Origin of the sequence: Vibrio cyclitrophicus (assembly GCA_023206055.1) — a bacterium.
In the GTDB taxonomy this organism is placed as follows: domain Bacteria; phylum Pseudomonadota; class Gammaproteobacteria; order Enterobacterales; family Vibrionaceae; genus Vibrio; species Vibrio cyclitrophicus_A.
Genome location: CP065366.1, coordinates 3202813 through 3228042, shown reverse-complemented (window position 1 = coordinate 3228042; position 25230 = coordinate 3202813). Strand labels below are relative to the sequence as shown.

At 42.8% G+C, this 25230-nt stretch carries 24 protein-coding genes and 1 tRNA gene; 14 read left to right on the top strand and 11 right to left on the bottom strand.

What is annotated here, in order from left to right; genetic code table 11:
* Positions 1–80 precede the first annotated feature (80 nt).
* The gene (locus ITG09_14265) at positions 81–806 is read left to right on the top strand and encodes a 1-acylglycerol-3-phosphate O-acyltransferase (protein UPR51815.1); all 726 of its coding nucleotides are present in this window, start codon (positions 81–83) and stop codon (positions 804–806) included.
* 122 nt (positions 807–928) lie between these two features.
* On the opposite strand, the gene ITG09_14260 is transcribed toward ITG09_14265, so the two are convergent.
* From ITG09_14260 to arcA, 5 genes are all read right to left on the bottom strand, one after another.
* On the bottom strand, positions 929–1318 hold the full coding sequence (locus ITG09_14260; protein ID UPR51814.1) for a RidA family protein: 390 nt from the start codon (positions 1316–1318) through the stop codon (positions 929–931).
* 136 nt (positions 1319–1454) lie between these two features.
* The gene (locus tag ITG09_14255; protein UPR51813.1) at positions 1455–1916 is read right to left on the bottom strand and encodes an aspartate carbamoyltransferase regulatory subunit; all 462 of its coding nucleotides are present in this window, start codon (positions 1914–1916) and stop codon (positions 1455–1457) included.
* A gap of 12 nt (positions 1917–1928) precedes the next feature.
* Positions 1929–2858, bottom strand: a complete 930-nt coding sequence (gene pyrB, locus ITG09_14250) for an aspartate carbamoyltransferase (GenBank protein ID UPR51812.1) — start codon at positions 2856–2858, stop codon at positions 1929–1931.
* A gap of 287 nt (positions 2859–3145) precedes the next feature.
* A complete protein-coding gene (locus ITG09_14245; protein UPR51811.1) occupies positions 3146–4150 on the bottom strand; it encodes an ornithine carbamoyltransferase in 1005 nt (334 codons plus the stop codon).
* 156 nt (positions 4151–4306) lie between these two features.
* Positions 4307–5527: an arginine deiminase gene (gene arcA, locus ITG09_14240; GenBank protein ID UPR51810.1), complete on the bottom strand. Its 1221-nt coding sequence runs from the start codon at positions 5525–5527 to the stop codon at positions 4307–4309.
* A 577-nt stretch (positions 5528–6104) separates the two neighbouring features.
* Here arcA and rraB point away from each other — a divergent pair.
* Together rraB and ITG09_14230 are read left to right on the top strand one after the other, a co-directional pair.
* Positions 6105–6521, top strand: coding sequence for a ribonuclease E inhibitor RraB (rraB, locus tag ITG09_14235; GenBank protein UPR51809.1), 417 nt, complete (start codon positions 6105–6107; stop codon positions 6519–6521).
* A gap of 124 nt (positions 6522–6645) precedes the next feature.
* Entirely contained in the window at positions 6646–7440 is a 795-nt protein-coding gene (locus ITG09_14230) for a hypothetical protein (protein UPR51808.1), read from the top strand.
* Positions 7441–7489: 49 nt separating this feature from the next.
* Here ITG09_14230 and ITG09_14225 read toward each other — a convergent pair whose 3' ends face one another.
* The 5 genes from ITG09_14225 to pepA all read right to left on the bottom strand — a co-directional run bounded on the left by ITG09_14225 (position 7490) and on the right by pepA (position 14144).
* A complete protein-coding gene (locus tag ITG09_14225; protein ID UPR51807.1) occupies positions 7490–8395 on the bottom strand; it encodes a MarR family transcriptional regulator in 906 nt (301 codons plus the stop codon).
* A 79-nt stretch (positions 8396–8474) separates the two neighbouring features.
* A complete protein-coding gene (locus ITG09_14220; protein UPR51806.1) occupies positions 8475–8879 on the bottom strand; it encodes a DUF2061 domain-containing protein in 405 nt (134 codons plus the stop codon).
* Between the two features lie 220 nt (positions 8880–9099).
* A complete protein-coding gene (locus ITG09_14215; protein UPR51805.1) occupies positions 9100–11973 on the bottom strand; it encodes a valine--tRNA ligase in 2874 nt (957 codons plus the stop codon).
* Between the two features lie 102 nt (positions 11974–12075).
* Positions 12076–12525 (bottom strand): DNA polymerase III subunit chi, encoded by a 450-nt coding sequence (locus tag ITG09_14210; protein UPR51804.1) that lies wholly within the window; start codon positions 12523–12525, stop codon positions 12076–12078.
* 98 nt (positions 12526–12623) lie between these two features.
* Entirely contained in the window at positions 12624–14144 is a 1521-nt protein-coding gene (pepA, locus tag ITG09_14205) for a leucyl aminopeptidase (protein ID UPR51803.1), read from the bottom strand.
* Between the two features lie 192 nt (positions 14145–14336).
* Here pepA and lptF point away from each other — a divergent pair, with 192 nt between their 5' ends.
* Positions 14337–15437, top strand: a complete 1101-nt coding sequence (lptF, locus tag ITG09_14200; GenBank protein ID UPR51802.1) for an LPS export ABC transporter permease LptF — start codon at positions 14337–14339, stop codon at positions 15435–15437.
* Between the two features lie 3 nt (positions 15438–15440).
* The gene (lptG, locus tag ITG09_14195) at positions 15441–16511 is read left to right on the top strand and encodes an LPS export ABC transporter permease LptG (GenBank protein UPR51801.1); all 1071 of its coding nucleotides are present in this window, start codon (positions 15441–15443) and stop codon (positions 16509–16511) included.
* A 63-nt stretch (positions 16512–16574) separates the two neighbouring features.
* On the opposite strand, the gene ITG09_14190 is transcribed toward lptG, so the two are convergent.
* Positions 16575–17051, bottom strand: a complete 477-nt coding sequence (locus ITG09_14190; protein ID UPR51800.1) for an RDD family protein — start codon at positions 17049–17051, stop codon at positions 16575–16577.
* 195 nt (positions 17052–17246) lie between these two features.
* On the opposite strand from ITG09_14190, the gene ITG09_14185 reads away from it, so the two are divergent.
* The 9 genes from ITG09_14185 to ITG09_14145 all read left to right on the top strand — a co-directional run bounded on the left by ITG09_14185 (position 17247) and on the right by ITG09_14145 (position 25023).
* A tRNA-Leu gene (locus ITG09_14185) sits at positions 17247–17331 on the top strand.
* Between the two features lie 622 nt (positions 17332–17953).
* The gene (locus tag ITG09_14180) at positions 17954–19585 is read left to right on the top strand and encodes a hypothetical protein (protein ID UPR51799.1); all 1632 of its coding nucleotides are present in this window, start codon (positions 17954–17956) and stop codon (positions 19583–19585) included.
* 350 nt (positions 19586–19935) lie between these two features.
* Entirely contained in the window at positions 19936–21165 is a 1230-nt protein-coding gene (locus ITG09_14175; protein ID UPR51798.1) for a tyrosine-type recombinase/integrase, read from the top strand.
* A gap of 92 nt (positions 21166–21257) precedes the next feature.
* A complete protein-coding gene (locus ITG09_14170) occupies positions 21258–21641 on the top strand; it encodes a hypothetical protein (GenBank protein UPR51797.1) in 384 nt (127 codons plus the stop codon).
* A gap of 44 nt (positions 21642–21685) precedes the next feature.
* Positions 21686–22186: a hypothetical protein gene (locus ITG09_14165; GenBank protein ID UPR51796.1), complete on the top strand. Its 501-nt coding sequence runs from the start codon at positions 21686–21688 to the stop codon at positions 22184–22186.
* 101 nt (positions 22187–22287) lie between these two features.
* Positions 22288–22719, top strand: a complete 432-nt coding sequence (locus tag ITG09_14160; GenBank protein ID UPR51795.1) for a DUF2787 domain-containing protein — start codon at positions 22288–22290, stop codon at positions 22717–22719.
* Positions 22720–23506: 787 nt separating this feature from the next.
* Positions 23507–23719 (top strand): hypothetical protein, encoded by a 213-nt coding sequence (locus tag ITG09_14155; protein ID UPR51794.1) that lies wholly within the window; start codon positions 23507–23509, stop codon positions 23717–23719.
* 558 nt (positions 23720–24277) lie between these two features.
* Entirely contained in the window at positions 24278–24739 is a 462-nt protein-coding gene (locus ITG09_14150; protein UPR51793.1) for a hypothetical protein, read from the top strand.
* Positions 24740–24759: 20 nt separating this feature from the next.
* On the top strand, positions 24760–25023 hold the full coding sequence (locus tag ITG09_14145; GenBank protein UPR51792.1) for a hypothetical protein: 264 nt from the start codon (positions 24760–24762) through the stop codon (positions 25021–25023).
* Positions 25024–25230: the final 207 nt, after the last annotated feature.

The window sequence follows — 25230 nt, the reverse complement described above, 5'->3', positions numbered from 1 at the left end:
GTATTTACCGCAAGTGAATCTATTGCCAGTGTTTGTTTGTGCGAATAGATGAATCCGCTTAGCGGTTGGTGAGGAACAAAATGATAGCAATATTACGTATTTTCGCAGTGGCGATATTTGCGATTCTTATGTTTGTATTTGGGTGTGGTTACTGTTTACTGAGCCCGCGTAACCCGAAACACGTATTTACCTTTGGCCGTTACTTCGGCCGCATGTCGAAAATTTTCGGCATGAAGTTAGAACTTCGTATCCCAGAAGATGCTTACTCTCGTGGCCAACATGTTTATGTGGCGAACCACCAGAACAGCTGGGATCTATTCACGATTTCATCAGCGGTAACGCCTAAAGTTGTGACGGTTGGTAAGAAGAGCCTAGTGTGGATGCCGCTATTTGGTCAGCTTTACTGGCTGACGGGTAACATTCTTATTGACCGTGCTAACCGCAGCAAAGCGGTGGGTACCATTGATCAGGTCGTGACTAGCCTAAAAGAGAGTGATGTTTCAGTTTGGATGTTCCCTGAGGGCACTCGTTCTCGTGGCCGTGGTTTGCTGCCATTCAAAACAGGTGCATTCCATGCTGCGATTGGTGCTGGCTTGCCTATCATCCCTATTGTGTGTAGCTCAACAGGTGGCGTGAAGCTAAACCGTTGGAACAATGGTCACGTGATTGTTGAAATGCTGCCACCAATCAGCACTGAAGGCTTTGATAAGTCTAACGTTCGTGAACTGGCTAACTTAGCTCGTGAGCAGATGGCTGCTAAGCTTGAAGAGTTAGATAAAGAAGTGGTTGAGCTGAATAAAAAGTAATCATCTAAGCGAAACGATGAACAATAAAAAGGTTGCCAACGGGGCAACCTTTTTTGTATCTAATAAACACCCAACATTACGTTAAGTCGTTTATTAGAAGGTGTTTAATCTAGAGATTAAACCTATTTGCGAACCGCAATAGCTTCGATCTCGATACCAACATCTTTTGGTAGACGAGCTACTTCAACACATGAACGCGCAGGGTAGTTTGCAACGCCGTGCTCATCGAAGAACTTGCCGTAAACTTCGTTTACTGTGCCGAAGTCGTTTAGGTCTTTAACGAATACCGTTAGTTTTACGATGTCTTTTACAGTCAGGCCTGAAGCTTCAACAACCGCTTGAACGTTGTCTAAAGATTGGCGAGCTTGCTCTGCGATATCAGCAGATACTTCACCAGTTGCTGGATTTACTGGGATTTGACCAGAAGTCAGTACCATGTTGCCAAGGTCAACGCCTTGTACGTATGGGCCGATTGCAGCTGGAGCAGATTCTGTGTGAAGTACTTTAGTCATTGGTTTATTCCATCAGTTATTAGATAAAAATCAATTTTCAGTGTGCCTTCAAACTTTGGATAGGTAAAGCGCAAAATACCCCGCACGGGCGAGGTATTTGATAGTTTTTACATTCGGTCAGCGTTACCGTATGGTGTTATCTTTCTGTCACGATCTCGCGAGAGAAGACTTTTTCGCAATACTTACACTTCAATCGAATATCTTCTTTCTTTTCAAAGATCTTAAAGCTACTTTCAACCGGTTCATTGTGAGTAATGCAGTTGGTATTTGGACACTCGAACACATCGTTGATTTGCTCTGGAAGTTCTAAGGCTAACTTCTTAACCACTTCGTAATCTTCGATTTGGTTTACCGTTGCGTGAGGAGCGTAAAGAGCCAGCTTGCTCGCTTGTTCTTCGGTGACAAATACATTCTCAATCTTGAGCAGGTCTTTTCCACCGAGTGCAGAAGACGGCAGATTCAGGCCAATCGTCACTCGCTGATTAGAGTTATGCATGTCGAACAGCTTGAGTACCTTGATCCCGATGTTGGCTGGGATGTGGTCGATAACCGTTCCGTTTTTGATTGCTTCAACTTTTAATTGAGTCTCTTTAGACATGATATCTCTCCTCTACAGCGTTTCGTTAAGAACAAGGGCTAGCAATGCTTCACGTGCGTAAACCCCATTTTCTGCTTGCTGGAAGTAGTAAGCGTAAGGCGTTTTATCGACATCAATTGTAATTTCGTCAACGCGAGGCAGAGGATGCAGAACCTTTAGGTTATCACGTGCATTTTCCAGCATAGGAGCAGTCAGGATGTATGCGGATTTAATGTGCGCGTATTCCGATTCATCAAAACGTTCTTTCTGAACTCGAGTCATGTACAGAACATCTAGCTCAGGAATCACATCTTCCATGTCTGTCAGTAGTTGGTACTTGATACCCGCTTCATCCAGCTCTTCACAAATGTAGTCAGGCATCGCCAGTGCTTCTGGAGCAACGAAGTAGAAACAGATGTTGTCGAACTTCGCTAGTGCTTGAGTCAGCGAGTGAACTGTACGGCCGTACTTAAGGTCACCAACGAATGCTACGTTAAGGTTATCTAGGCGACCTTGTGTCTCAGCGATAGAGAACAAGTCTAGTAGCGTTTGTGTCGGGTGTTGGTTTGCACCGTCACCTGCGTTAATAACAGGCACACCGTTTGAGAACTCAGAAGCCAGACGTGCTGCGCCTTCCTGAGGGTGGCGCATTACGTAAGCATCAACGTATGAAGAGATAACTTGCACTGAATCTGCTAGCGTTTCGCCTTTCTTTGCTAGTGATGTGTTACCACCGCTATCGAAACCAATCACATCACCACCGATGCGTTGAATCGCAGTTTCAAAAGAGAGACGAGTTCGAGTAGAAGGTTCGAAGAAGCAGCTGGCAACAACTTTGTTCTTGATGAGTTCTGGGTTTGGTTCAGCTTTGAGTTGACCTGCCGTTTGAACAATTAATTCTAGCTCTTCACGAGAAAGCTCTGGAATTGAGATGATGTGCTTTTGATAGAGCGAATTCGCCATGATCTTCTTCCCCACAATAATGTATTGGCCATAAAAAAGCCCCCCATAATGGGAGGCTTTAAAAAAGTGCTGAAAAGCAGAATAGGCGGCCTGGCAAGCATGCTAGCTTGCGAGCAATATTTGGTGTTTTCACAATTTTATTATGTGTTTTCACAATATCATTATGTTTTATCACAACATTGCTTGGCGTCATTTTCACTACTCTCAGACAAATTGCCGAGAATTATACGCTTTCAATTTGTGAGCGCAAGCGATTACATCAAGCTTTTGTTTACTTTCATTATTCTCTATTGGCCAAGTGTCGCGACCATTATCGCTTTGATGGTGTGCATGCGATTCTCTGCTTCATCAAACACAATCGAGTAGTCAGACTCAAACACTTCGTCTGTTACTTCTAAGCCATTCATTCCATATTTGTCTGCGACTTGCTGGCCGATTACGGTTTCATTGTTGTGGAAAGCAGGCAGGCAATGCATGAACTTCACTTGAGGGTTACCTGTAAGCTTTATGACATCCATATTCACTTGGTAAGGTGTCATTACAGCCACACGTTCGTCCCAAGCTTCTGGCGCTTCACCCATAGAAACCCAAACATCGGTATAAAGGAAATCACAGTCTTTCACGCCTTCAGCAACGTCTTCTGTTAGCGTGATTTTGGCACCAGTACTTTGTGCTATAGCTTGGCACTCTTCGACAAGCTGTTCTTCTGGCCAAAACGCTTTTGGCGCAACAAGGCGAATATCCATGCCCATTTTTGCAGCTCCGACTAACAGAGAGTTACCCATGTTATTGCGTGCATCGCCCAGATAAGCAAAGCTTATTTGGTGCAGATGTTTTCCGCGACCATGCTCAAGCATGGTGAGGAAATCAGCCAAGATCTGAGTAGGGTGGAATTCATCGGTTAGACCATTCCAAACCGGTACACCCGCATAAGCGCCTAAGTCTTCAACGATATTCTGGCCAAAACCACGATATTCGATGCCATCGTACATACGTCCCAAAACTCGTGCCGTATCTTTCATTGATTCTTTTTGACCAATCTGAGAACCAGAAGGACCTAAATAAGAGACTTGAGCTCCTTGATCAAAGGCGGCCACTTCAAACGCACATCGAGTTCGAGTTGATGCTTTTTCAAAGATCAAAGCGATGTTTTTACCGTTAAGCTTTTTTTGCTCTGTACCTGCATACTTAGCCTTTTTAAGATCAGCAGACAGGTCGAGTAAAAACTGAATCTCTTTAGGAGTAAAGTCGAGAAGTTTTAGAAAGTTACGATTGCGAAGATTAAATGCCATCTCTCGCTCCTTGGGTATATAGAATCAATGAAGAACTCAGTTAAACATAAAAATGCCATATTTGTGAATATTTATTTTATTAATTTGATAAAAAAGGCCAGTACAATGGTACTGGCCTAGATAAGTTAGTGTGTTCGCTTTATTGAACTACTTGAGTTAAATACCGTCTCTTTCGATAGGACAGCTCATGCAACGAGCGCCACCACGACCGCGACCCAGTTCATTGCCTGGAATGGTCAGAACTTCGATGCCTGCTTTATCGTATTTCTCATTGGTGTAAACATTACGCTCATAACCGATAACCGTACCCGGTTTCACCGTCAGTACGTTGTTAGCGTCATTCCACTGTTCACGTTCAGCTTCGTAGTTATCACCACCAGTTGTGATGATCTTTAATTGATCAAGGCCTAGTGCGCCTTCAATCGCTGTTAGGTAGTTTTCAGCTTTCTCTACTCGCATTTCGCCATTTTCTTTCGGCGTTAAGCGCCAGGTGTCTAAGTCTTTGCGAACGATCTCTGGATAGACAGAGAATGTGTCGATATCCATGTGCGTCATGACCGTATCAAGGTGCATACAAGAGCGGTGCTTCGGTAAATCAATCGCAATCACTTCTTTAGCTTGACCGGACTTGAATAAACTCGCCGCTAGGTTTTCGACACCTTGTGGCTTGGTACGCTCTGAAATACCGATAAGAACAGCACCTTTACCGATTACCAGTACATCACCACCTTCAATATTGGCGTTGTCGTAATGAAGATCTTCATCACCAAAGTACTTAATGAAATCTTGCCCCGCGAATACAGGGTGCCAGCGATAGATTGCTCGCAAGTGATTCGTTTCTCGTTGACGAGCAGGCATCATCATAGGGTTAAGAGAGACACCGCCATAAACCCAGCAAGAAGTATCGCGGGTAAATAGATGGTTAGGTAGCGGCTCAATAACGAAATCAAGTGGGCGGTGCATCTTCGGTAGCATTGAAGAAGATTTAATAGGAAGCTCAGAGTAGGCTAAACCACCAAGTAGGATCGTAGCCAAGTGCTCATTGTCCATTTGAGCAAGGTACTCTCTTAAATCACGTGCGAATGTAGGGCCGTAACGGAAATCAGAGATTTGAGTATTAAGCAGCCACTCACGAGCTTGTGCTACAGCGAGTGTCTCAACCAGTAGGTCATGCAGTAATAACACTTCAACGTCTTGGTTACGAAGTGTTGTCGCAAAGGCATCGTGTTCTTCACCTGCTGCTTCTACTGCAAGTACATCATCAAAGAGTAGCTCATGACAGTTAGAAGGGGTGAGGTGGGTGAGTGCCCTTTCAGGCCTATTTAGGAGAACTCGTCTTAATTGACCGACTTCGGAGCCAACGTACAGCTTACTCATTTTGCATCCTTACTATTAATCCAGCGTCTATTTATGACAAGCTTGTTCGTAATATGCAAGTTTTGAAACTTGTGTAAAGGTTATGTTATTTTGATATTTTTGGTTTTAAATGCTGAGTTGTATGGGGTTGTTAATATTAAAATCCAACCGAAAGGCTGAGTTCTGGAACAAACTTTTTGCGGATCTATGCTCCAATTTCAGTGATTTGATAATCCACTTTGCTTGGTGAACGTGATTTTTCATTCAAAATTTATGCAGTTACTTACTTATAAGTGAGGTTTTATGCATCGATGAAGTGATCGGCAGTATGCATCTGATATGATTAACCACTCAATTTTGAAGGAGTCAGGCTAAAAGTAACAATAAAAATGAAATGCTAAAACACACGATGGTTAAAAATATGTTGAAAATTTGTTTCTGTGATTTTGATTTCACTTTTTAATTGATATCCCTTCTGTTATCTAGCGATAAACTTACTCTTCTACACCTGATCTAGGTGGCTTTTCTAGGCGATCCGTGCCATATTTCGTGGCAATCAAATTTGATCTTTTCATAGTCAACACTCTGGAGCAGACACATGTCTCACGAAGATGAATATCTATCAGTAGCGGAATTAATTGAATTTCAAAAAGGAGAGACTCGCGACATCATTGAAGCACTAATCGAAGATGGTAGCGATCCTGAAGCTCTATACGATATCGAGCATCACCTATTCGCTGAAGATTTCGCAGTACTTGAGAAAGCCGTTGTTGAAGCATTCAAAATGGGCTTTGAAGTGCTTGAAGCTGAAGAGACAGAAGACGAAGATGGCAACAAGCTACTTTGTTGTGATGCAACGATGCAGTGTACTCTGAACGCAGAAGCGATTGATGAGCAAGTTGAGAAGCTTGTAAATCTTGCAGAGAAGTTTGACATTATCTACGATGGTTGGGGCACTTACTACGAAGGTGAAGATGCTATCTACCCTGACGAAGATGATGAAGACGAAGAGTAATCTCTCCCAGTTTTAAAGAATGCCAGTCTTGAGCTGGCATTTTTTTGTCCTCAGAAAAATAAATGTCTTTATATGCATTCATTCATTATAATGCGGTCAAAATTGATCTAGCTCAAGGAATGACATGCGGCTACCTCTCGATGGTCTTTGGCAAATTTCGCCACTGACGGATCTCTCAATCCCACAAGATGACATCACGTTTCCGGCTCCGTTAAGCTCAAAGCTCCCTGTTAGCTTGAGTGAAGAGGAAATCGCAGAGCAAGAATGGCACCTGATGCATGACATAGAAGTGGATGACGTTATGTTGGCGTGTCCATTTGTTGAGTTAGTGATGGCTGGGGTCGATTACTTTGCTGAAGTTCGACTTAATGGTGTGGCTGTTTTTGATTGTGATGGTAGCCAAGCTGAATACCGTAAAGATATCCGCCCTTATATGCAGTCCGGCCGAAACCGTTTCGAGATCCTTTTCCTTGAAGAAGAGGAGAGCCTATTGCTTGAAGAGGATATGGATGATTCTGTATCTTCACAAGCTATCGCTAAATCTGATTCACGCATCGGGATTTGGCAAGTGCCATACCTGCAGTTCGTTCGAAACGTCAAGCTAGAGCAAGTTGTCACAGAACAGATCTGGCACCACGGTGGTGGCTGTGAATTTAAAGTGGATGTTATCTATCAAACGCTAAAGGCGGGGTTAGTATCGGCATCCATCAAGTTTAATGGTATGACACTCGTGATGCCGATTGATGTGCGCGCAGAACATACTGGCGTCGTGTTCCAAGTTGAAGCACCTATCATTTTTGATATTGAGAACCCTAACCCTAAGCATCTATACCAATTAGAAGTGGTACTCGATGGGCAAGAAGAGAGCTCTTTTGTTGCCTTGAACCCAACTTCTTGCGTCAGTAACTTTTTACGCTAATTCCGTATATTTTAGCGCTACCTTCTTTCGCTATAGTGGCACATTCTGCTTATAACGACTTGGCCATGACAACCTCACAAGCGTCGTGGCCTGTTTCTCCCCAGGCTGAATCCAGGTGTTCAAAGCCCAGTTTCTCATAGAGTTTGACCGCAGCACTTAAGCATTCCGTCGTTTCTAAATACATATGTTGATAACCCAGCTCCTTAGCTTTCTCCATCGACATATTAACCAGCTTCTTCGCTAAGCCTTTGCCTCTGGTTTCTGGCAAGAAGTACATCTTTTGCAGTTCACAGACTTCTGGCATACCTGCTAATGGTGCAAATCCACCACCACCGACAACCTTTCCATCAAGTTCAATTACCCAATACTGAGATCTTTCATTGTTATAAACGCTGAACATGTCTTCTAAGGTGGGATCAGCTACACCATAACCTTTGTCTTCTGTTAGTCCGTTCTCATAAGAAACTTGGCGAATCACATTGGCCACTACGGTGTTGTCCTGCTGTTGTAGGGGGCGAACCACCACATCACTTGAAGCGTGGCTTTGTTGCAGTGCTTTAAGGTAATGCTCCATTCCCCCCGAAACTTGTTGAGTTTCCGCTTCCGTTAAACGATCAAGTATCGAGTCATAAAATTGATTCTGTTGATTGTGAAGTTTGGCAAGAGTGTTTATCCCTTGCTCTGTTACTGAAGCCACAACACTGCGCTTATCGTTAGGGTGTGGCGAGGTTTGAATTAACGAGTTCTTCGCTAGATTGTTGACTGCTCTGCTGGCGTTGGACTTATCAATATTGAGCTTATCCGCTAATTGATTGACGGTTAATGGCTGTTGTTCTAGTTCGATCAGTGTATGAGCTTGAATCGGAGGTAGGGCAATATCACCACAATCTTTATCGAGCACTCCAAGCTGTCGAGCGAGCTGACGTGATAATTCTCTAAGTTGTGCTGAAGTCATGTTGCCTCTTAATATGGTTGCGATGTACAACTATAATTTAAGTGCGCATCGCAACTATGTCAACAGTAAACTCTCTAGATTAAGCATGTTGGTGCAAACAAAACTGCAACTGTGTTGTTTGGCTTTCTGTTTTTCGTAACCAAACTTTTTCGTGGAAGTAGTAAGCAACTGTATTTAAAGTTGGCTCCAGCAAGGCCATCACACCGCCGATGAAAGCATCGCCTGTCAATAAGTAGACAACGGTAAAGGCAACACTAAAGTGGATAGTCGCGAAGCTTGCTGTTTTTAATTTAGTCATCCATTGACGAGCTTTAAGCGCTGGAACTTGAGCCCATGCCTTTTCATGAAAATAGAAAGCAACAGTATTCACAGAGGGCTCAATCATAGCGATTAAGCTACCAATTAAGATGTCGCCTGTTAGTACGTAAGCGACACTAAATGCGATAGTAAAATGTAATGCAGCAAAGGTTAGTGTCTTTTTCATGATAATTACTCAGTCGTTATATTGTTTCGATAGAGCTATTATTGAGAATTATTATCATTAAATCTAATGGGAAGTAGAGATTAATTTGATAGATGAAACCTATCAATAAATAAGTGACTGACGATAAGACTTGGAGTGAGAGGCATAAAAAAAGGTTGGTCACGAAGACCAACCTTTCTATTTAGAGCGAGAAGTTCGAAGCCTTCTCGTTCACTCAGCTTTAAAGCGCAGCGATTGTCGCTTTTTGCTCTTCAAGCTTCACAAGAGTCTCTTGGTAGCCTTCAAGCTTTTCACGCTCTTTCGCGATAACCGCTTCTGGTGCTTTAGCAACAAAACCTTCGTTACCTAGCTTACCTTCGATACGCTTAATCTCACCGTGAGTCTTAGCTACTTCTTTATCTAGACGAGCAAGCTCAGCATCTTTGTCGATAAGACCAGCCATTGGGATCATCAGCTCAGATTTGCCAACCAGTTTGGTTGCACAAGCTGGAGTCTCTTCACCAGTAGCAAGAACTTTAATATCGTCTAGCTTAGCGAGAGAAGTAAGAACGATCTTGTTTGCTTCGATACGAGCTGCATCTTTCTCATCAGCGACTTTGATCATTACTTCTAAGCCTTGGCTTGGGGCAATGTCGTATTCCGCACGTAGGTTACGGATAGCTGTGATGAAAGTTTTAACCCACTCGATGTCTTCAACGATTTCAGCATTGAAGTTATCTTCGTTAAACTGAGGAAGCGCTTGAGTCATGATTGTCTCGCCTTCAACACCATCTACTAGCGGCTTAACGCTTTGCCAGATAGATTCAGTGATGTAAGGAAGAACAGGGTGAGCAAGACGTAGAGTCTTCTCTAGAACCGTGATAAGCGTGTAACGAGTCGCTTGTTGCTGAGCTTCAGAACCTTTCCAAAGAACAGGTTTCGTTAGCTCTAGGTACCAGTCACAGAATTGGTTCCAGATGAATTCGTAAAGCGTGTTTGCTGCCATGTCTAGACGGTAGTTGTCTAGGTGAGCGTTAAATTCTTTCGCTGCAACTTCAAACTGAGATTCAATCCACTTATCTGCTAGAGAGAATTCCATGTTTGCACGGTCTTCAACAGACAGTGACATGCCACAATCGTGCTCTTCTGTGTTCATCAGTACGTAACGGCTCGCGTTCCATAGCTTGTTACAGAAGTTACGGTAACCTTCAAGACGCTTCATGTCCCAGTTGATATCACGACCAGTTGAAGCCATAGCAGCAAGAGTGAAACGTAGCGCGTCAGTACCGTATGGTTCGATACCGTTTTCGAAAGTCTTACGTGTCGCTTTTTCGATCTTAGCTGCCAGTTTAGGTTGCATCATGTTGCCACAACGCTTCTCTACTAGCTCTTCAAGGCCGATGCCGTCAATCATGTCGATTGGGTCAAGTACGTTACCTTTCGACTTCGACATCTTGTCGCCGTTTTCATCACGGATAAGACCCGTCATGTAAACTGTTTTGAAAGGTACTTGAGCCTTGCCATCTTCGTCTTTCACGAAGTGCATTGTCATCATGATCATACGCGCAACCCAGAAGAAGATAATATCAAAACCAGATACTAGTACTTCTGATGGGTGGAATGTTTTCATTGCTTCAGTATCTTCAGGCCAGCCTTGTGTGCCGAACGTCCAAAGTGCAGAAGAGAACCAAGTATCAAGAACGTCGTTGTCTTGCTTAAGAACAATAACCGGTGAAAGGTTGTTCTTTTCACGAACTTCTTCTTCAGTGCGACCTACGTAAACTTTACCATCGTTGTCGTACCATGCTGGGATACGGTGGCCCCACCAAAGTTGACGAGAGATACACCAGTCTTGCACGTCACGCATCCACGCGAAGTACATGTTTTCATATTGCTTAGGTACGAATTGGATTTCACCATCTTCAACGGCTTTAACAGCAGGCGCAGCAAGAGGAGCTGTGCGCACGTACCATTGGTCAGTCAACATTGGTTCGATAACCACACCACCACGGTCACCGTAAGGAACGGTTAGATCGTGATCTTTGATTTCTTCCAGTAAGCCTAGTTCTTCAAATTCAGCAACCGTTGCACGACGAGCAGCAAAACGTTCCATACCTTGGTATTTAGCAGGAAGCTCTGTTGAGTACACATCGCTCTCTTCACCGTTAGTCGTGAAGATTTCAGCCGCATCACGGATATCACCGTTGAACGTTAGGATGTTGATCATTGGTAGGCTATGGCGCTTGCCCACTTCGTAATCGTTAAAGTCATGAGCTGGCGTGATTTTCACACAACCCGTGCCTTTATCCATGTCAGCGTGCTCATCACCTACGATAGGGATAAGACGGTTTACGATAGGAAGCAGGATTTCTTTACCGATAAGATCTTTGTAGCGAGGATCTTCTGGGTTAACCGCAACGCCGGTATCACCAAGCATGGTTTCAGGACGCGTAGTCGCAACAACGATGTAGTCTTTACCATCAGCCGTTTTAACACCGTTCGCTAGCGGGTAGCGGAAGTGCCACATGAAACCTTTTTTGTCTTTGTTTTCAACTTCAAGATCCGAGATTGCAGTGTGCAGTTTAGGATCCCAGTTTACTAGACGTTTACCACGGTAGATTAGGTCTTCTTCGTATAGACGAACAAACACTTCTTGAGTCGCAGCCGATAGGCCGTCATCCATAGTGAATCGTTCACGATCCCAGTCTACAGATGCGCCAAGACGACGAAGTTGTTGAGTGATCGTGCCACCTGATTCGCCTTTCCATTCCCAGATCTTGTCGATGAAAGCTTCACGGCCGTAGTCGTGTTTTGTTTTGCCTTCTTCAGCAGCGATCTTACGTTCAACAACCATTTGAGTTGCGATACCAGCGTGGTCAGTACCCACTTGCCAAAGCGTATTTTTGCCTTTCATACGTTGAGCACGGATAAGCGTATCCATGATCGTATCTTGGAACGCGTGACCCATGTGTAGGCTGCCAGTAACGTTCGGTGGCGGGATCATGATGCTGTAAGCTTCTTTTGATGTGTCACCGTGTGGCTTAAAGTAGCCTTTCTCTTCCCAAGTCTTATACAGAGCTTGTTCGATTGATGTTGGGTTGTATGTCTTTTCCATAGTGCTCTTAAACGGATACTGTGAATGGTTAATCGTGGTCAAACTTCATAAGTGAAGCTTCTTGAATCTAAATCCAAAGATAGCTTTAACTATGAGGTTTGACTATGGATGTTGAATCTCGATAGTCTGTAGCTGATATCCAGCCTGACGGTAAATTTTATACCTTTCTCGAGCGAGTTGCTTAGCTTTTTCTTCGCAAGGGACGAAGTCTATCACCTGAGCAAAGGCGTTCGCAAAGGTTGTATGATTATCGGCCAGATTTATTACCAATTGGCGGTTCCAATTAGGTTTGACACCTTGATGGCCTATTTCAATATTCGTTGAATATTTTGGGCCTTCGCCAACCAAGTTGTGCGCGATAAATTCAGTAGGCTCTACCTGCCAAAAAACTTCAGCGATACGCTCTGCATGATCTTTATCGTTACAGTTGAGATAAAGTTTAGCGCCTTGTTTTGCAAAGTGCTGAGCAAGAAACAGCACATAGTAAGCAAAACCATCTTCGCTAGCTTGCGGGCTGTCTGAAGGCACAATGTAAAATGTAGCAGTCTGCATACTTAATACTCGAACTGAAAATCGTGGATATCAATATTACTTGGTTAACAGGGTCTAACAAATAGCGCTTATTAAAAAAGGGCCCGTAGGCCCTTTCATTATTTTGAAGATTGTTCTTCAGTCTCTTGGCCGCTGCGGTTCAATAAGAATTGGACTAGCATTGAGACAGGACGACCTGTCGAGCCTTTTGCTGCGCCTGACTTCCAAGCTGTACCTGCACTGTCGATGTGAGCCCAGTGGTATTTTTTGGTGAACTTAGACAGGAAACAACCAGCAGTAATTGTGCCGCCAGGACGACCACCGATGTTCGCCATATCAGCGAATGGGCTGTTTAGTTGCTCATGGTACTCGTCTGCCATAGGTAGACGCCATGCACGGTCACTTGCTTGCTCTGAAGCATTAACAAGTTCGTGAGAAAGTGGGTTGTGGTTTGATAGAACGCCACTGATGTGGTGACCTAAAGCAATAACACACGCGCCAGTTAGTGTTGCAACGTCGACAACACAATCAGGTTCAAAACGCTCAACGTAAGTTAGAGCATCACATAGAACCAAGCGACCTTCAGCATCAGTGTTTAGTACTTCAACCGTTTGGCCAGACATCGTTGTTAGAATGTCACCTGGGCGGTAAGCATTGCTGCCCGGCATGTTTTCACAGCCAGCAAGAATACCTACAACGTTGATTGGCAAGTTAAGTTTCGCTAATGCTTTCATTGTGCCGAATACAGACGCAGCACCACACATGTCGTACTTCATCTCATCCATGCCTTCACCTGGCTTAAGTGAGATACCGCCTGAATCGAAAGTAAGACCTTTACCGACTAGAACGATAGGTTTTGCATTTGGGTCAGCAGCGCCTTTGTATTCCATGATAGACATCATAGATTCATTCTTAGAGCCACGGCCTACTGCTAAGTATGAAGTCATACCCAGCTTTTCCATCTCTTCTTCACCGATGATCTTAGTCTTTACTGTCTCATAATCGTCAGCTAAACGACGAGCTTGAGAAGCTAGGTAAGCAGGGTTCGCGATGTTTGGTGGCATGTTGCCAAGGTCTTTAGATGCTTTCACACCTGAAGCAATAGCAAGACCATGAGAGATCGCTTTTTCGCCAAGGCTTAGTTCGCGACGTGTTGGTACGTTGAATACCAATTTGCGCAATGGGCGACGAGTCTCTGGTTTGTTGCTCTTAAATTGGTCGAATGTGTAAAGACCATCTTTAGTCGCTTCTACCGCTTGACGAACTTTCCAGTAAGTGTCGCGACCTTTAACGTGAAGCTCTGTAAGGAAACATACCGCTTCCATAGAACCTGTTTCGTTTAGTGTGCTGATGGTTTTTTGGATAATTTCTTTGTATTGACGCTCGCCTAGCTCACGTTCTTTACCACAGCCTACCAGTAGAACACGTTCTGAAAGTACACCAGGTACTTGATGCAGTAGCAGCATCTGGCCAGGTTTACCCTCTAGATCACCGCGACGAAGCAGTGAACTAATGTAGCCATCGCTAATTTTATCTAATTGCTCGGCTACTGGAGAAAGGCGGCGCGGTTCGAATACACCGACAACGATACATGCGCTGCGCTGTTTCTCTGGGCTGCCACTTTTTACACTGAACTCCATGCGTACTCCTACATCCTGAAGACAAATCGAACTAAATGTTAGATAATGGGTTCTTACTTGTTGGATCCTATAATGGAACTAACCTTAAAGAAGAACGCTAACACTTAGCTAAAAATTTAAAAAAATAAAAGGTTCAACGGGAAATTATAGTGATTCAATCAAAAAAACAAGTTTTGTATAGGTAATTTGAGCGTGATTATTGTTAGATATTTGATCCGCGAGACAATCAAGAGCCAATTTGCGATCTTTTTTGTTCTCTTTCTCGTGTTTCTCAGCCAAAAATTCATCAGTGTTTTAGCGGACGCCTCTGATGGTGATATCCCTGCGAGTCTTATATTGTCTATTGTTGGCCTAAATATGCCAGCGATGGGCTTATTGATGCTTCCACTCAGTATCTATATTGGTATTTTGCTTACTTTTGGCCGTCTTTACGCTGAAAGTGAAATAGTCGTAATGAACGCTACGGGTATTGGTAATAAATTCCTTATCCAATCTGCACTCTATTTGGCTTTGATTACCGCATCTGTTGCTGCCTTCAACTCATTTTGGTTGTCTCCTTGGTCGCAAGACAAAGTTGAGCAAATGTATGAAGAAGTGGCTGCAGAGAACAGTGTTGATTTGCTGCCAAAAGGTAAATTTGAAGGTACGCCGGATGGTTCTTCTGTTGTTTTCATTGATGATATCGACGGTAATAAGTTAGAAAATGTGTTCGTTGCTCAAATGCGTCCACGTGATTCGGTATTGCCGAGTGTGATGTTCTCTAAGTCGGGTGATGTAAAAGAGCTCAGCGATGGTCGCCAAGTGATTGTAATGTACGATGGTACCCGTCATGAGGGGATTCCGACACGTCTCGATTATATGGTGACGCACTTTGAAGAGTACGAAGGCCTAATTGGCCAACGTGAAGTTAAGAAGAAAGGACGAGATTGGGAAGCCATTCCTACACTGGATCTGATTGGTAATCCAAACAACAGTGCGAAAGCAGAGCTGCAGTGGCGTATTTCTTTGGTACTTTGTATTCCATTGTTGACCATGCTTGTTGTGCCACTGTCAGCGGTAAACCCTCGACAGGGTCGTTTTGCCAAAATTGGTCCAGCAATACTGATCTATCTCACCTATTTCTTAGCAATCAGTGCAACTAAATCTTCAATTGAAGAAGGGAGTATTCCTGCGGTAATCGGCATGTGGCCAATTAATGCGTTATTGTTATTTGTTGCGATTGGTGCAAACTTTATGGATAGCGTGCCAGTAAGGCGTTTGAAAGAAAAATTCAAGAATAAAAGGTTAGCTTAAGCCGTGTTTAAGATTCTCGATTTATATATAGGCAGAACCATCATCGCAACGACGTCACTGGTATTGGTGACGTTTGTTGGTCTCTCTGGGATTATCAAGTACGTAGAGCAGCTGAGAAAGGTTGGTCGTGGTACCTATGATCTATTGCAAGCGCTGTACTTCGTACTATTGAGTGTTCCTCGTGATATCGAAATGTTCTTTCCAATGGCCGCATTACTTGGCGCATTGATTGGGCTGGGTATGCTTGCTGCGAGTTCTGAGCTGGTGGTGATGCAGGCTGCGGGTTTCTCTAAGTTAGATATTGGCCTATCGGTACTCAAAACCGCAATTCCATTAATGATCGTCGTGACTCTTCTTGGTCAATGGGGTGCGCCTCAAGCACAGAAGATGGCTCGTGACCTAAGAACCATATCAATTGCTGGTGGTAATATTATCTCTACCCAAAGTGGGGTATGGGCGCGTGATGCCAATGACTTTATATTCGTTGTTAAAATTGACGATGAAAAGCTATATGGTTTGAACATGTGGCGCTTTGATGAGAATAAGGCACTTAAGACGGCGATATACTCTGAAGAGGTCGATTACGTTGGAGACAACGTTTGGACAATGAACGATGTCGAGATCACGTCGTTCGAAAATGAGATTCAAATTACTAAAGAAAGCCTACCGACATACTCATGGAAGACATCACTCGCCCCAGATAAGCTTGCCATTGTAACGGTTAAGCCTGAAGAGCTGTCTTTAAGTGGCTTGTACGATTATGTTTCTTATCTTAAGGCGTCGGAGCAAGATGCATCACGCTATGAACTCGCTTTATGGAGAAAGATAACTCAGCCTATCTCGATAGCGGTCATGATGTTAATGGCATTGTCGTTTATCTTTGGTCCATTACGAAGTGTGACTATGGGGGCAAGGATTCTTTCGGGGGTTATTGCGGGTTTCACCTTCTATATATCCAGTGAGTTCTTTGGTCCAGTGAGTTTGGTTTATCAAATACCACCGGCCTTTGGTGCGTTAGCCCCGAGCGTGGTATTCCTCGGAATTGCTATAATGCTCTTGAGGCGGAAACTGTAAATAGAAAAAAGGGAGGCATGACGCCTTCCTTTTTTGATCTTGATTGTAGCGAGATTAATAACGTTATCGTGCTTGTGGTAGCACGACTACTTCAGTCTTCGCCCAGATGTCGTGAAAGCCACGTTTTTCAGGATCGAATGGAACACATAGGTTCGCCAATCCAAAACCTGAAGTACCTAAGCGAATAAGTGCCTGAGTTACTGTGATAGCTGAGCCATCTTTGTTTTGAACGCGCAGCTTCCAAGCTCTCATACCGAGAGTTTGACCAGCTCTAGTCCAGAAGAACACAAAGAAGTACACCCAAACTACGACTAAGTAGAAAGTGTATGCAGGGCTCCAGATAGGGTGGTTGGTTAAGAAGTCACTAACATCGGCATAACCGCTATGGTTAAAAATGCCGAGAGCCATGAGCGCGTGCAGTAGAGCGACAATGACGCCAGCAGCCAACATTTCAATAGCGATTACGATAAGGGCGTCGTAGAACAAGGCACCAAATCGGCGCATGACTCCTGCTGGTGGCATTGTATTTGTTGATGTCATGGTGTTATTACTTCTTCAAAAATTTAGGCGTCAGAATATAGTCTAAGGCTTGGCGTGAAAAGAGACATGACGCACAGCTTGTGACTTAGTGGCGAAATTATCGGCAAACACACATGAATTCAAGTTTTTATACTTGCCACATCAGTTCGCATACGTATAATGCCAGACATCGAAAGGGCAATGCCCTAAGATAATGCCGGTATGGTGAAATTGGTATACACGACGGATTCAAAATCCGTTGCCTTCGGGCGTGGCGGTTCAAGTCCGCCTACCGGTACCATATTTAAATGACAAAGCCTCGACTCAAGTCGGGGCTTTGTTGTATCTGGGCTAATCAAAAGCTTACCTCGACTTTCCTTTTCTGTTATCTACACTTTTCTCCCTCAATAGACTCACTTTATCAGCCTTGAATTTTCTCCCATGGTCCATCTATGGTTCATCGCATGTCGATTCTGTGCTCAAGGGAATCCTAGTAAATCCAACAAACTCCGGTTACTGCTAAGTCGCAAGCCAGTATTGGCAAGGGCTGTGGGGTGTAAGAACCATGGTACGACCATGGTGACTTTACGGTGCTATGAATTTTCTTATAGGGATATAGTGTGTAATTACGTAACCCTCAGTTATTGCTAGTTTCATTCGTATGAAAAAACAAAGGGTTGTCAATTCTAATTACTGCAGTTTCCATTAAATAACTTTTGTTATTCAATTGCTTAATGGTTGCCTTGGTTCACATTCTGGTCGATGTTTCTAGGCTATTTTCTCGCAAGATTAATGGGGGTGCATCTAAAGGTGCGGCTCACTTTAGTGTTTTAGTAATAACGAAGTATTTTGTGGATTAGCGTTTATAAAACGGTAGCTGTTTGTGGATGAGTATAGCTATAACTCTATAATTGGAAGAAAAAATGAAAGTTCTGAATTCATTTCTAGTTGTGTTGATAACTACGACTTTGAGTGCTTGTGGCGGTGGGTCTGACAGCTCATCAGGGAATGATAATCGTCCAGATGTTGTAGCAAAAACAATGTCAGGTAAAGTAATTAGTGGTGTAGATGATGTAGTGTTTTACAGCCGTGACAGTCTTAATTTAGAGGGTTATGTTGCAGGTGCTAAAGTTTTCATCGATATCAATAACAACGGTGTATACGATGAGGGTGAACCACATTCACGTTCTACTAAAGATGGTGAATACACGCTGGAGTTAACTTCTTACCAAGCTGAATGTGCGTCGGTAGTACCTGCAATCGTTACTATTCCAGAAAACAAAATCTGTGAAGAAGTTACTGATGAAGATGGTAATGTTACTGAATCATGTGAAGTTGAAGAAGCATATGAAATGGTAATTCCACCATCATATGATCCTCTAGCTGAACTAGAAAACCGTCACGTATCTCCACTAACTTCAATGCTTTGGAACAGCATTGAATCAAACAAAGAGTATGCTGAATCTTCAAAAGGTATGCACTGTGACGATATTCTAGCCGATCAATCTTCAATCGAGACAGCTAGTAATATTCTAGACAGTCAACTAGAACTAACCTCAACTCACTACAACATCAGCGAAGCAGATATTTATTCTGATTACGTTAGTCGTGGCGATTATGAGTTAGTTGAAAAGGCTACTCGCATGGTGAAAGGTCTTCAAAAAGGTTATGCTGAAACTGTTAAAGAACAAGCTAACTACCCTTCAAATGTAGATGTATCAATTTCGTACACTTATTCTGAAGACGACGATTCAACAATCACTTGGAATAAAGTACGTAATATTTACACATATGTTGAAGCTGAATATGAGCATTGGGATTTCTCAAGTCTGATTCTTGAAGATGACCTAGAAACTCTAATTCGTGTAGACAATCGTACAGATCACCGTACCGACTTCAATATTGATCGTAACTATGTAATTGAAACAATTGCACGTTACAACGTATTTGATGATGGTGGTAACCACTGTGAAGTTACTGAATCTTTAGTTGTTTGGGAAGACTTTGCTGACGGTCAAAAACGTGAATACAAAGTTTACAACCTTATGGATAAAGATGTAGATACTTTTGAAGAATGTAACATTAAAGACGGGTATGACATCAATGCAACAGTATTCCGTTCAGTAGATATCTTGCGTTTTGATTACCCAGGTTCTTGGGATTCTCATAACCAATACCGCTACGGTTACAATCAATTGAATCTTCAAGGTTTTGATGAATACTTCAATATCCTTAAAAATCAAGATTCATTTGATATTCCAGTGTTCGTTGAACTAGTTAAGGGCTTAGTTAAAGAAGACTTTGAAACAACTGTAATTGACGGTAATGCTGATACTACCATGATGGAAAAAACTTACATCGATGGTCAGAACAAAGTTCACTTGGGTAAACAACTAATTGAACTTTGGGATGAAGATGCTGGTGAATACGGTGACTTTGTTTTACATAATACAATTACTCGTACAACTACATTCCCTGACTTTACTTGGACTAAAGAACTAAGTACTGATAACGGTATTACTTGGGAAGATATCACTGACGAAAGTGAGTGGTAATTATCCAGTAAGTATTAATAAATAAACAACCCCCGAATCCGTAATTGGATTCGGGGTGTCTTACTAAATTTCAAACCCTGATTATGGTAGGAGTGATACGTCATTACTGCCTGAGATTATCCGGATTGATACTGTGTGGTGATTCTCTGATGGAGTCTCATCCTTGATGGTTAGCGGTAAGCTAAATGAAATTACAGCAATGTATCCATTGCTACTATCAGTCTGCGAAATTTATCACCAAGCCCTTTCGGATAATGTTTCTATCCTACCTCACCTAAACTAACTCCCCGTAATAAGCGACCATTCAAACACATATTAACTAATTGAATATCTAGTTAATGGAGGTTTGAATGAGTACACAACGACTCACCACTGCATTTCTAAACAATCTCAAGCCCAACCCTGCCAACGCTAAATCCACCGATTACGAAGTTAACTTGTCAGCTATGAAAGATAGCGGTTTGCCTACTGGTGTTCGCTGCTTAGTCGGTAAGTCTGGTAACAAACGATTCTTACTCCGCTATACCAGTCCCGTAACGGGTAAGAAGGCATCCATTGGTTTAGGTAAGCATCCCGAAACCGACATTCTGACCTTGCGGAAAATAGCTAAAGAGTATCGCCAGCAAATCCTTGAGGGTATTGATCCGAAGATTGAGCGTGATACTGAAAGGGTTGATTCTTCTATGACCCTAGAGCGATTCTTCAATGAGGTGTATTTACCGTTAGCCAAGCAGAAACGATCTTGGAAAGATGAAGTTGCAAGGTTTCGCCATGCTAAATCAATCCATCACGTTTCCATTCATGATTTGACAGCGGCACATATCATCAAGACCCAAATGGAAATGCAGGGCGCTATTAGCAAGACTACAGGCAAGCCTTATGCTGTAGCGTCGATCAACCGTGTTTTGGCATTGCTGAAAACAATTAACCGCCAAGCTTACAAGTTGATGGATGCGCCATTAGTAGCGGATAAAGTTAGCTTGATGAAAGAAGATAACGTGCGCACGGGGTATTTGTCGGAAGTTCAATTAAAGGACTTCGTTCGTCATGCCTTGGAGTATCCAGATAGACACACAGGTGCTTTTCTCGCTCTGCTGTTTCTAACTGGACTGCGTGATAAAGAACTGAGATTTCGCTTATGGAGTGACATCAATTGGGATGAGCAAGCTCTTACTATTCCACATACGAAAAACGGTAGTAGCCATGTTATCTATCTGAGTGATTACATGGTCGAAATTTTACGGTCGATACCCAAGGTGTCGAATAGTCCCTATATCTTTGCTGGGCGTCGTAAGGGTAAACCTATCAGTCCTGCTAGGCATGCATTGAGAGTGATCAAGGAGAAGATGGGACTGCCCGATATACCAGGAGATAAAGCGAATATAACGCTTCACTCAGCTAGGCATACCGTCGGTAGTTTGTTAGCCAGTCGGGGTGTTCCGTTGCATGACATAGCTAAACAGTTAAATCATGCGGACCTTTCATCAACAAGGCGCTACTCCAAGCTTACAGTAGGACGTAGGCGTGAAATTGGCTCACATCTGTCTGACATGGTGAGTGGTCATATGTCAGTTGGATAAGTACAACGTTAGTTAAATTAATACATTAGAAAAGCCCCCTGTTTAGTTAATCGCTAAACAGGGGCTTTTTCGTTATTAGGGGAAAATTAATTATGAAAATCGTAAACAAGTTTGAAGAAGTGGCATCACTGCCAATGCCTGATGATGTGAAAGCGAAATTGCTAGAGCATTTAATCGAGCCATTCGGTGATGAAGAAAGTGCAAAAGCATTTTGGGATGAGGTCAGTACAACCTTGTACTTGATTGAGGAGTCCGATAGTGACGAAACGTTGGGCGAACAAGCCGAAGAAGATCAGCACTTTTTACGCTTTGTATCTAACTATCCTGAATGGGTTCTGCTGTTAAACGATGATAGCTGTCCTTGGTTACTGGCGGTCGCCATAGTCACGATGGAGGGTGGTGGTGTGTACTGTTGCGCTCCAATAAACAGTCCAACATTCCCTGTCGCCAAGCTCGCTGAGCAAGCTGAATCTTAAAACCAAGTTAAACCTGAATAATTCCATCTTAAAGGAGGTGTCCTATGGCACGTAAAACAAACCAACGACAAGAAACGGTTCAACCTGAGATCGCAGAGGTTAATGAACAAGTCACGGTTATTGACGATAAGCCAGCCGATCATTTCACTAATATCGTACTCGATGGTAAAGCGAAAAAGCTAAGCCCGAAAACAGAGAACCATGTGTTCTATGAGGTTTCGGAACATTATGATCTAAAAGCGCTGTATATCCGTCTTTCTGGTAATGAGGGAGGTGGTCTTCACTCTAAGGAATGGATTGCCCTTGAAGATATATTTGCTGTACTAAATGAGCAAACAGACAAGCCATTTAAGAGCACTGTATTCAAGACAGTGTTCAAAGGTGGTAGTGCAAATAATGCTGGTTTCTTGGCGGCTTGTTGCCGTGGGTTAGATCTTATCATTCCAACGGAGAAATCGGTGTTTCTCCACGTTCTCGCGACAGACTACGAGCAACGTCGAGACGAAATCCTATCTCTAGTGGGTGACAAGATTAAGCCTGAATAACCTTGAAAAAGCATTAATCCTTACCAATCAAGCCAACTCTGGCTTTTCATACTTAGCACTAACCAAGAGTGCTTCCCTAACAATTTAAAAGAGAATTTATTATGAACTTAGTATTTGATGCTAAGCGATTACTGCTATCAGTAAGCAAGGACTTAAGAAGTAAGCTAGAACAAATCGCCAATCAACATGACCTACCAACAGCATCAACCCGAGCTTTAACCTTTAACTTTCGCGATACGAGTTACAGCGCAGAATCAGGGGGCTGGCATCCGGTTGAAATCCGTATCGAGCAAGAAGATGGTCAATGGAGTTTTAGCTATATCACTGACTTTAGCTATGTAGGGTATCCATATTCTGAACTTGCTAAAGAAGTCGATTTTGATTTTACCAATGAAGAAGCGGCATTTCTTTACATGCCACCTCAACCGATTAATGACACGAGGGTTATAGACTTCTACCAGATGTGGGAGTTGAACTTTATGACGTACCTACATATGGAAGTATTCGATGAGATACAAGTCACGGTGGATTAGTCCATCACTAACCAATTAAGTTGAAAGCACCATGTATGCACCATAAAATTCGCCAGTCACTTCCTAGTGAAATCAAGGCTTCCCATTGCCCCATGTTCGTCATGGTGTGATGGGAAGCCTTTTTCGTTTGGGTAACGTTCTACAACGTTTTACTTAAACGTTGCAGTCGGGATTCAGAGGGGAGCAGTTCAATGGAGCTTGAGAAATGGTGTTTTAAACCAAGGAGTGGATTTTAATTCTAACCAGTTTGGTTAGTTTGTACCGAGTTTTTGATATTAGTGACTCCCATTGCTTCAACAAGCAATGGGAGTGAGTGCGGTGTTTCCTTTAGGGCGAGTATGGAGAGTGGGTTTGGAGCTCGATTTATCCTGAGTTTTTCCATATTCATCTGTTTCTATTACAGCGCCAAGAGCGCACTTAGTTAATAGTTTACGATTTGGCGTCGAAAACTGAGTATTTTGAAACTTATCTTATTCGGTAAACCTCGTACCATTCACGTTATCTATCGTCCCAAACGCCACTTAGAGCATTTTCATCACTATTACTACTGGTGAATCATCTTGTTGATTTCAGTCGAACAGTAAAAATCTGGATCACCAGATTGCATCGTGACATCCCTCGTCGCTGAAACACCTCATTCCGAGCATACCTCACACCGCTTGTATTAACCCTCACGTCAGCAATATCGCTGAATAACTACTTAACAACGTCAATCTGGGATGCCTGAGCATGGTTGCGGCTCTGTATTCCAACACCTACTCGCACCACTAAGTAACAGGAGAAATCTATGAAATTTAATAAACCCTCAAATGCGGTATCGGTTTACTACCCAGACCGTGATAGTTCCGTGAAATATGAAATCGAGTTAAGTATGTCTGGTGCCAAGAAAGGCATGGCAATTGGATTATTAATTGCCAGCCGTGTACCTCATCCGCTTTCAGTTCCCATAGGTGCTGTTGCTGGCGGAATTTGTGGTGCGATATTCGGTAAAGCCGATTAAGAAAGAGTAGGGATGATAAGTCCCTACTTTTTTTCGTAAGTTAGGTTTGTCGTGAAAGCCTTGTGCTGTAAAGGGTACGGAGATCAATTTCAGTTCTAATAATGCAATACGGTATGTATTGCTGATGTTCGTCTATTGATGTCATTCTGGTGATGACAGATCTGAACCATGCTGCATTACTTATTGTAAATAACGGTGATGTCACCATAGCTATAACAAGGGCTGAAATTGAACCATTTTTGACTCAAATCAATATTAACAAGCCATTCCTTTTTTACGAAATGCTACGAAGAGTCTTAGTCGTAGATTTTTATTTTGCGACATTTGTTAGCGATTTTTTTACATTGCTGTAACCGCGGGTGTTTTGTGGCTTCTTCAAGCCATGAAATGAATTTAGTGAGAAAAAACTATCGATAATTCACTGATCTGAATATATAGATTATAAACCCAAGCAGCCTGTTGGTGGTTTTATATCCGGTATTTGTTTGTTCTATTTATATTTTATTTTGAGTATGTAATGATTTCCGTGTCCTATAAAAAAAGAAAAGGAGTAGGGTCATGAAGAAAAATATGGTGCAGAAAGGTAAGGTATTAACACCCGACAATCAATCGATAGCGATCAAGTTAATTGCGGGCATTCTTCAGTGTGAAACATCACATGTGTTGGTGAATAAGCAAGGGCGCACGTTAAGCTTTACACAACTGGATAAGAATAAAGACGGGCAGCTATTATCTGATGTCGAGGCGTGTAATCAGGTAATCTTAGAAGCGTCATTAAATGATCCAATGATAGATATGGGAGCAGTCAAGCTTAAATGTTCAGCTCTTGAGTCTATAGAAAACCATAAAGGTAGGGATCATAAAGGACTTATCTTCCGTGGGGAGAATGATGCTATTTTGGCATTTATTCCGATATCTACCGCTGAGAAGCGTGATTTAGCAGTGAGCAAGTTACATGCTGCACTAGAGAGCTACGAACATGGAAAATTTATTCAGCCTGATTTGGCTGGCATTTTTTAATTGATTTGAGGTATACGAAAATGATGAAAGATTTAGTCGAGATAATTGAAACTTTGGGAAAAGAGTGCCCTCGTGGCAATCGTAAAGCTATGGGTGGTCTCCTTGCTTACAGTATCGAGCAATATGAAGAAGACTACGGTGTTCTATCTGAGTCGGCATACTTGATGAAATATGTACGCATTTGTATGAATAATGATGTCACTAAGAAAGGTGTCGATACTGTTGGTTACATGCAGCTTGTTGGTTTTGTGAAATCATGGGCGCGAAAAGTTAACTTCAAATAGGGTAAAAAACTGCTGTAATACGGTCTAGCAAGCCACTGCCATGTGCATCAGTCCTTCGGGCGCCCCATTTCATGCAAGTCTTTTTCTAAAATTGTCTCCTCTCCGAGCACCTATTTAATACCAATCTTTTTATATCCGATAACCGACGAAGTATGTCCGGTCATGGATGTACTTCGTCTTTGTTATACCGAGCTAATGGGTAATTAA